We start from the raw sequence: 2,212 nt of genomic DNA on the forward strand, positions 1-2,212 counted from the left end.
TTCGTGTGGTTCGTCATGGTTACTATCTTTGCAGTCTCGCAGCCACCGTGCCGGGTGCGTTCACGGGGTGGCCAATTGTGACAGCTCGTGTCCACCCCGCGTGCAACGTGAGAATAGCGCTCCCCCACGGACGACGAGGCCGGGGCTGATCCGCGCGTTCACGCCCCTTAGCCCCGGCCTCGTTCGTCGATGGTCAGTTCTCGGACACGAAGCGGTCCACGCGGGCGAGCAGCTCAGCCTTCTCGTCATCTGAGATCCAGGCGATCTCGATGGAGTTACGGGCGATGCGCTCCAGGTCCTCGCGGCCGAGGTCGAAACGCTCGGCAAGCGCCAGGTAGTTGTCGCCGACGTATCCGCCGAAGTAGGCGGGGTCGTCGGAGTTGACGCTCACCTTCACGCCCGCGGCGGTCAGCTCGACGATCTCCTTGCCCTTCATCTCCTCGGTGACGAAGGAGTTGGACAGGGGGCACGAGGTCAGGCCGATGCCGTGGTCACGGGCGTAGGCGACCAGCTCGGGGTCCTCGACGATGTTCGTGCCGTGGTCGAGACGCTCGGCACCCAGCTCGGTGAGCGCCGCGCGGATGTTGTCGATCGAGCCGACCTGGTCGATGTCGCAGTGCATCGTCACGTGCAGGCCGGCCTCACGGGCCAGGGCAAAGACCTCGGCAAACATCGTGGGCGGGTTGTCGCGCTCGTCGGAGTCGAGCCCGACGCCGATGAACATCTCCTTGTAGGGCAGCGCTGCCTGGAGCGTCTCGAGTGCGGACTCGGCGCTCATATCACGCAGGAAGCACAGGATGAGGTCGGCGGACAGGCCGGCCTCGCGGGCCTCGACGACGGCGCGATAGTAGCCGCGGATGACCGTCTCGATGGCGATGCCGCGCGAGGTGTGGGCCTGCGGGTCGAAGAAACATTCGGCGCGCACGACACCGTTCGCGCGAGCGCGCTCGAAGTAGGCGGCGGCCAGGTCGTGGAAGTCGTCCTCGTCTTGGAGAACGTCCATGGCCGGGTAGTAGACGGCCAGGAAGGACGTGAGGTCGTTGAACCGGTAGGTCGCCTGGACTTCCTCGACCGTGGACTGACCGATGTCGACGCCGTTCTTGCGGGCCAGGGCCAGCTTCAGGTCGGGCTCGAGGGTGCCTTCCAGGTGCAGGTGCAGCTCGGCCTTGGGCAGTCCGAAGGCGAAGTCGCGGGTCACGTCGGTGCTCATGTGTCCTCCACAGATAACGGGGCGGGTGTCGCGGAACAATTGTCCCACTCCACCCGCCCCGCGCGAAAGGAAGTCACATAGCGAACGGGCCGACACGACGGCCGCCGTTCACGTGGTTCGAGAACTAGGTGGATGCGCTCGCGTGTCTGGCGTGCTCGCGCATGGTGGCGTGACTTAGATGTCTCCGCATGTTCGGTCACGTCTCACACGTGGCGCTCACCGTTGCCATAAGATTCGCTGTATGCGCTTCTGACGCGTTTTCGTGGGCGAGTGCGCTTAGGCGTGCGAAAGCCCCGCAGACGCTCACCCAGCCCCCTTGATGAGGGTGTTGGGTGTGTCTGCGGGGCTTTTGCTGTATGTTCCGGCCTTGCCGGTTGGGGGTGGACGCGTGGTCTCCCCCCCCTTTTTTGTGTTGCCGGTTACTGTGCGGGCGGTGGTGGTACCGGCGGGGCGGGAGGCGCGGGTGGGGGCGGTGGCGGTGGAACGCTGCTCCCGGTCGCGGGCGGCGGAGGGGGAGGCGCGGATGTGGCCTCTAGGGTTGCGCGTAGGCTGCTTTTCTCCCAGTCGGGTGGTAGTGACCGTTTGCGGCCCTCCCACACGGCGAACAGTTCACCACTGTCGGTGCCGGGTTTGCGCATGTGTTCGGGTGGCTTCACGCCGGGCGTTTTGTGTGCTTGTCCGGGGGTGCGTCCAGCGTGAGCGCCAGTCGAGCGCGCGTATCCCTTGTAGAGGCTGTCGTTGTCCATGTGGACGCGCTCATACTCGCCTTCGCCGTCATTCTTGGTCGCGCCTCCGTACCCGTTGAAACCGAGGGCAGCCTGCCGCCACTGTAGGTGCTGGTCGCGTTCCCTGTAGGCGCGGTCGTGCGTCTCGGTTGCTTTGAGGACGGGTTTGCGTCCGTTGATGATCTGCATGCCGCGGCAAATCCCCAGCAGCGGGGTGCCCGTGCGCACGGCGTAGTCGACGAGGGCGATCTGTCCGCGATCGGCGCGGTACCAGTGA

At 65.7% G+C, this 2,212-nt stretch carries 2 protein-coding genes; both read right to left on the reverse strand.

Translation table 11 applies throughout. The features are described from left to right. Positions 1 to 193: 193 nt before the first annotated feature. Positions 194 to 1,210: an adenosine deaminase gene (gene add / locus HMPREF1137_RS08455; RefSeq protein WP_034497510.1), complete on the reverse strand. Its 1,017-nt coding sequence runs from the start codon at positions 1,208 to 1,210 to the stop codon at positions 194 to 196. Between the two features lie 419 nt (positions 1,211 to 1,629). Beyond that, the coding region (locus HMPREF1137_RS10565) for a gamma-glutamyl-gamma-aminobutyrate hydrolase family protein (RefSeq protein ID WP_009054346.1) at positions 1,630 to 2,212 on the reverse strand (583 nt) is incomplete at its 5' end.

It is taken from the genome of Actinomyces sp. ICM39, from assembly GCF_000282935.1.
Lineage (GTDB): Bacteria > Actinomycetota > Actinomycetes > Actinomycetales > Actinomycetaceae > Pauljensenia > Pauljensenia odontolytica_B.

Excerpts from the sequence above, each read along its gene's own strand:
- add (WP_034497510.1), bottom strand. The coding sequence starts at position 1,210 with ATGAGCACCGACGTGACCCGCGACTTCGCCTTCGGACTGCCCAAGGCC.